This is a genomic window from Olsenella sp. An188, assembly GCF_002160255.1.
Lineage (GTDB): Bacteria > Actinomycetota > Coriobacteriia > Coriobacteriales > Atopobiaceae > Thermophilibacter > Thermophilibacter avistercoris.
In genome coordinates this window covers 1-5,764 of the sequence record NZ_NFKF01000011.1, presented here as the reverse complement: position 1 = coordinate 5,764, position 5,764 = coordinate 1, and the positions used below count along the sequence as shown (strand labels likewise).

7 protein-coding genes are annotated in these 5,764 nt (G+C 62.5%); all 7 read right to left on the bottom strand.

What is annotated here, in order from left to right; translation table 11 throughout:
- Window positions 1-108: sugar phosphate nucleotidyltransferase (locus tag B5F23_RS09450; protein WP_275083209.1), on the bottom strand; the 108-nt coding region annotated here is incomplete at its 3' end.
- A 425-nt stretch (window positions 109-533) separates the two neighbouring features.
- The gene (locus B5F23_RS09445; protein WP_087354259.1) at window positions 534-1,139 is read right to left on the bottom strand and encodes a hypothetical protein; all 606 of its coding nucleotides are present in this window, start codon (window positions 1,137-1,139) and stop codon (window positions 534-536) included.
- Between the two features lie 49 nt (window positions 1,140-1,188).
- Complete coding sequence (locus B5F23_RS09440; RefSeq protein ID WP_087354258.1) at window positions 1,189-1,710, bottom strand: acyltransferase family protein; 522 nt, start codon at window positions 1,708-1,710, stop codon at window positions 1,189-1,191.
- Between the two features lie 55 nt (window positions 1,711-1,765).
- Window positions 1,766-2,668: an acyltransferase family protein gene (locus B5F23_RS09435; RefSeq protein ID WP_275083211.1), complete on the bottom strand. Its 903-nt coding sequence runs from the start codon at window positions 2,666-2,668 to the stop codon at window positions 1,766-1,768.
- Between the two features lie 331 nt (window positions 2,669-2,999).
- Window positions 3,000-4,118: an acyltransferase family protein gene (locus B5F23_RS09430; RefSeq protein WP_087354252.1), complete on the bottom strand. Its 1,119-nt coding sequence runs from the start codon at window positions 4,116-4,118 to the stop codon at window positions 3,000-3,002.
- Between the two features lie 3 nt (window positions 4,119-4,121).
- Window positions 4,122-5,375 (bottom strand): nucleotide sugar dehydrogenase, encoded by a 1,254-nt coding sequence (locus B5F23_RS09425; RefSeq protein WP_087354250.1) that lies wholly within the window; start codon window positions 5,373-5,375, stop codon window positions 4,122-4,124.
- A 146-nt stretch (window positions 5,376-5,521) separates the two neighbouring features.
- Window positions 5,522-5,764 (bottom strand): GDP-mannose 4,6-dehydratase (locus B5F23_RS09420; protein WP_206392352.1); only part of this gene is annotated, 243 nt, incomplete at its 5' end.

Below are 5,764 nucleotides of genomic sequence, written 5' to 3'. Positions count from 1 at the left end.
GTAGTAGACCATCGGCTTGTCGTAGACGGGCAGCAGCTGCTTGCTCGTCACGAGGGTGAGCGGGTACAGGCGCGTGCCCGAGCCGCCCGCGAGGATGATGCCCTTCATGGGTGCCTCCTTATCAAGGCCATATCGGACAGATTATAGACGGGGGCCATGCGGCCCCGTGTCATCAGGTGACGAATGCCGAGAAGAACCATGGGGTTTGCGTGGGTGGACGGCTGGTGTGAGCGGGCGCCGGGCGCCCCATTGGCTGATTCCGTCCGTTTAACCCGCAAAATCTGACAAGCATGTTTTTCTTTCCTGCGATTATATGATTATGAAATCATATTTTGCGGGTTAATCGTCTGATGCTGGGCCCATCGCGCGCTTGATCGCGCGCCTCATGTCGGGAGGGAGGCAGACCGCTCGCAACGAGCCGCCGCATCACGTCAGCACCCCCTTCTGGCCAATGTTGAAATAATCGGCAGAAACGGAGATTATTTCTAACGTGAATGGACTTGGTTGAAACACGTGTCTAAAAATCCTCTCTACTAAATAAAGCGGTGCAAATAGCGGGCTGCGCGTTGCACCAAGCTCCCGACGGCCATCTTAAGGCGGACCCATCCGAAGTGGACGGCAATCGAGAAGACGATGGAGAATACGATGTAGAAGACCTCGAACTGCTCTATCCCGTGCGGGAGGTACACGTACTTCGTCGTCTTGCGCCAAACGGCCACGTCGAACGACCCGAACAGCGGAGTGAGCCGGGAGACGATGAACACGAGGGCGTCGATCACGAACAAGCCCATGTAGTGGTGGCACATTATGCTGAAGGTGTTGTCGCCGATCAGGCGAACGAGCCCCCGCTCGTCCCTGCTCACGAAAGGTGAGACGTACCTGCACACCCTCGGGAGCATGGCGATGCCCGTGGCCGTACACAGAAACGTCTGGACCACACCGTGCGGATAGTAGCCCCAGGCGAGCTGGTACGTCACGCTCCCGTTGCATGTGTAGAGCAGGAGGAGCTGCAACGCCACCAGAACGGGGAAATAGACGGAGCCTCGAACGACGTCATATCTCTCCAGCCACTTTCGGTATGCCCGGCCGAGCGACAGCCAGGCCAGAAAATACAGCAGCCTCCGGAGGAGGTACGGCACCGCAAGGGCCCAGTCTACCGTCCCACCCGGAAGAGGGTTGTCAGGGACGCTACCCCCCCTGAGCGACCGCCCACACCCCGCCGACGCAGCAGACGGCCACGGAGATGACGTCCGTCAGCCGCGGAGACGCGCCCATCCACACGATCGCCGCTCGCAAGAGGTTGTGCGCAACCTGCGCGAGGCAGAACGGCCCAATGAACCACATCGGGTCGGACAGGGCGAAGGAGTGCCCATACGTGAAAAAACCGAAGAGCCAGTTCTCAAGATTGATCTGGATACCGCCGAAACCAAACGCTCTCACGAGGAAAGTCTGCAGCGTGCCGTAGAGACCGTATATCACCAGCCCCGGCAGGAGGAGCCTCCGAACACGCCCGAGGAGAAACTCTGCGGGAGACGTGTCGCTCTTCGACTGGTAAAGGTAGCCCGAGACAAATGCGAAGCCCGCGACGTGGAACGAGTATGGGGGGAAGAGTCCCAGCAGCCCTTTGAACCCCGCGAAGTGATTGGCGACCACAAGAACGATGAGCGCGGCCGAGAAGCACTTGGCCGTATAGTCTACCTCTCTATTCAAACCCACTCCCCACGATCGAGACCGATGCCGATCGGCGCCCAACCGTTCCCGCCGGTCAGGCCACGAACTCCCGGATCCCTCGTTCGAGCTGCTGCGTCAGGGCCGCGGCGAGCGCCGTCACGAGGATGACGATCACCGCGAGCCCCCAGTAGTCAAACGCCCCGAACGCATGGTCGACGGAGCCCGCCGCGAGCGGCACCGCCCAGCGTATAACCGCGAACTGCCACATGAAGAAGTACAGCGTGAGCCCCGAGAGCCTCACGAGGACCCTCCGCGCGCGTGCAAGGCCCTCCGAAGGGCGGCGCTCGCCCCCAGATTCGAGCAGCTGCTCCCTCAGCTCGACCAGCCCGAAGACGCCGAGGCCCACCAGCTGGAACCTGACCGCCGGGGGAAGGCCGACGATGATCAGGCCGGAGAGGAACGCGACGGCGCAAACCGACGCGCTCGCCACGACATTCCTCGTGAGGCGCACCTCGGACACGCACGCGCCGAGGAGGTAGCTGCCCAGGCACACGGGCAGGCTCCTCCAGAGCAGGGTCGCGTCCCGTCCCAGCGCGAGGAAGGCGAGCGCCTCCGCGACGACGACCAGGGCGACAGAGCCGGCGACCCCGGCGCGCCTGAGGAGCCACCTCATGAGCGGCCACAGCACCGCGGCGATGACGATGGCCCCGTAGAACCACTCGCCGCAGTAGTAGAAGCTGGGGCCGAGATTAAGGGCGTACGACACGTACCCGTCCAGCCCGAACACGGTGAGGGCGAAGCGCCACGCCGGGACGTCGAAGTGGAAGGAGCCGCGCGCCATGTACCACACGCAGATCAGGAGCCACGAGAGCCACAGGGGCGGCAGCAGCCTGAGCGCCCTGTGCCGGAGGTACCCCGGGATGGAGAAGCCCTCGTCGCGCAGCGTCGTCCGCGCCGCGAGGGCCCCCGAGAGCATGAAGAACAGGCAGACGGCCAGGCTCCCGATGTCGAGGCCGCTCCCCAGGATGCTTTAGGTCAAGCGCATCGCAAAGCTCGGGGCGGCCCCCCCGACGCGCGGGACCATCGTGTTTTCGAAGTGGAAGAGGCAAGCAGCCATGGCGCAGACTACTCGCGGTACGTTATAGCCATATCGCCCCTGATTTCTATTTACCACCGGTTAATCAACAACTCTCTGCTATTACGTCAATGCCTTATCTATAGTCTTCAAAAGATGCACGTAGCTTTAGCGCATCCCCAGATACCCTCCGACAATTCTGTTTCAATATAACGGGCGATTAGAAACGAAGGGCCTCGTAACTCTAATCCATCTAGATTGCATGGACCTTTCTCAGGAACCGCCCGAGCCATCCGATTCCAAGAATCCTAACCCACGCAATCGGAACGAGCATGCCGACGACGAAATAGACCACCCACCAGATTCCGCCAGTCGAGTACGTCGGGTAGTAGGCTTGCAGCCATTCCCACCCGTTAAAGGGGGCTCCCGCAGCCAGCACCTGCACCACGACAACGACCCTGAACGCGACGAACTGCCACAGAACTATACTCATGCTGTTTCGCCCGAACCAAGACAGTAGCCTCGTCAGCGGGCTGCTTTTCACGCACAGCGCCTGCGACAGCGCGATCACGACCCAGCTGCCCGCAAGCGCGCACAGCACGAACACCGGGAACGAGGCCGTATATTGGTTGCCTCCCATGTAGGCGGAGTTCCTCGGGGCTACCACGGCGAAGAAGGCGCATGAGACCGCAAAGAGTGATATATATATAAGCCTGCGCCACCTCGGGTCCCCAAGCGTCGCGGAGCCGGCACGCAGCCGTCTACAGCCATACCCGACCGCATAGAACGCCCCCAAGATGAGCGTTCTGCTCAGCATCCAGTCAAGGCTGATCCTGTATCCGAAGTATCCGAGCAGAGCAAAGCCCACGAGCAGTACGAGCGGGCGGCCCCTCTTCTGTCCGACCGCCGCTTCCGCAACCTTGAACAGGACCGAGATGACGAACAGCGCCCCTAGAAACCAGGACGCACCAAACATCACCCCGTCCTTCTGGAACGTAGCCAGGATCCCAACGATCAGGTTGCCCACCTGCGTCACAGAGTACGAGTAGGCGCGCAGCGCCTTGAAGACAATCACCGAGGCGATGTTCCAGAAGATGAACGGCAGGTACAGACTCTTGAGCTTGCGGACGAAGAAATCGTTGAGGGAGGTCCCGTCGTTGTGAAGGTAGCCGGAGATAAGGAAGAACAGCGGCATGTGGAACTCATAGATCTCGTTGGAGAACGGGCCGGAGGCGTGAGCCCATACGACGAGGGCGATTCCTATGCCCTTTGCGACATCGAGGTACTCGAGCCTTCTCTTGGGGCCGCTTCCTTTTGTCAGCTCAGCCGCAGAGACGCCCCCTGACTTGGGTGCAGAAAAGCCCCCCTGCATCCCCTAGTCCCTCCTGAAGAGGTCCCGCGTGTAGACCTTTCCGGCGACGTCAGCGAGCTCGTCGCTCCACCGGTTGGCCACGATAAGGTCGCAGCGCTCCTTGAAGGAGGCGAGGTCGGCGGTCACCTCGGAGCCGAAGAACTCGTCCCCACGGAACGTCGGCTCGTAGACGAGCACGGGCACCCCCTTTGCCTTGACCCGCTTCATCACGCCCTGCACCGAGGATGCGCGGAAGTTGTCGGAGCCCGACTTCATCGTGAGGCGGTAGACGCCAACGAGCGGTCTCGCCACGCCAGAGTAGACGAGCCCGTTGACCCTCTTGAGCACCTCGTCGGCCACGAAGTCCTTGCGGGTTGCGTTGGAGTCCACGATCGCCTGGACGAGGTTCTGGGGGACGTCGCGGTAGTTGGCGAGCAGCTGGCGGGTGTCCTTTGGCAGGCAGTAGCCGCCGTAGCCGAAGGAGGGGTTGTCGTAGAAGTCGCCGATGCGGGGGTCGAGCGAGACGCCGCGGATGACGTCTGCGGTCGAGAGGCCCTTGGTCGCGCAGTAGGTGTCGAGCTCGTTGAAGTAGGAGACCCTGAGCGCCAGGTAGGTGTTGGCGAAGAGCTTCACCGCCTCGGCCTCGGTGCAGCCGAGCACGAGCTCGGGCACCCCGACCGTGCCGTCGGGGTTCTCGCGCGAGGCCTCGGCGGGGTCCGCGCACTCGGCGAGAAGCGCCGCGAATCGCATCGCTGCTACGATGGCCTCCGTATCTCCCCTAGGCGCGCCCACGACGATCCTCGAGGGGTGCAGGTTGTCGTGGAGCGCGTGACCCTCGCGCAGAAACTCGGGTGAGAAGACTATGCGACGGTCGCCCCTCTCGGCCCGAATCCGCTCGGTGTAGCCCACCGGCACCGTCGACTTGACGACAATCCAGGCATCGGGGTTAACGGAGCGCACGGCATCCATCGCGGCCTCGACCGCGGAAGTGTCGAAGGAGTTGGTGTCAGTATCGTAGTTCGTGGGCGTCGCAATCACGACGTACTCGGCCTCGGCGTAGGCCCCGATGGGGTCACAGGTCGCCTCGAAGGAGAGGCCCATCTGATCCCGCTCTCGAAGGAACCGCTCTATCTCGGCATCGCGGATGGGGCTCTCGCCCCTCCGGAGCATGTCGACCTTTTCGGGCACGATGTCGAGGGCCCTGACCTCGTTTCGCTGGCTCAGCAGCAGGGCGACGGACAGGCCGACATAGCCCGTCCCGGCGACAGCGATTCTCATTTTATTCCTTTCTGGTATGAGCGGCTGACAAAAGCTGTATGTTTCTGAACCCACGCGTAGGTTTCGAACTACCAACTACGCAGTCATGGCTCCATCACATCGTAATCCGGCAATGCTCACCGGTTTACACGGTGACGAGAGGCGCGCTACTGCCCCTGGGCGGCGTACTTGGCCTCGGTCGCCTCCTTGGCGGGGCGCCACCAGTCCTCGTTGTCGCGGTACCAGGCGATGGTCTCGGCGAGGCCCTCGGCGAAGTCGGTGTGGCGCGGGCGCCAGCCGAGCTCGCGGCGGAGCTTGGTGGAGTCGATCGCGTAGCGGCGGTCGTGGCCGGGGCGGTCGCGCACCCAGTCGAAGGCGTCCTCGGGCTGGCCCATGGCCGCGAGGATCGC

Coding starts and splice junctions, on each gene's coding strand:
- B5F23_RS09430 (WP_087354252.1), bottom strand. CDS start 4,118: ATGCAGGGGGGCTTTTCTGCACCCAAGTCAGGGGGCGTCTCTGCGGCT.
- B5F23_RS09425 (WP_087354250.1), bottom strand. CDS start 5,375: ATGAGAATCGCTGTCGCCGGGACGGGCTATGTCGGCCTGTCCGTCGCC.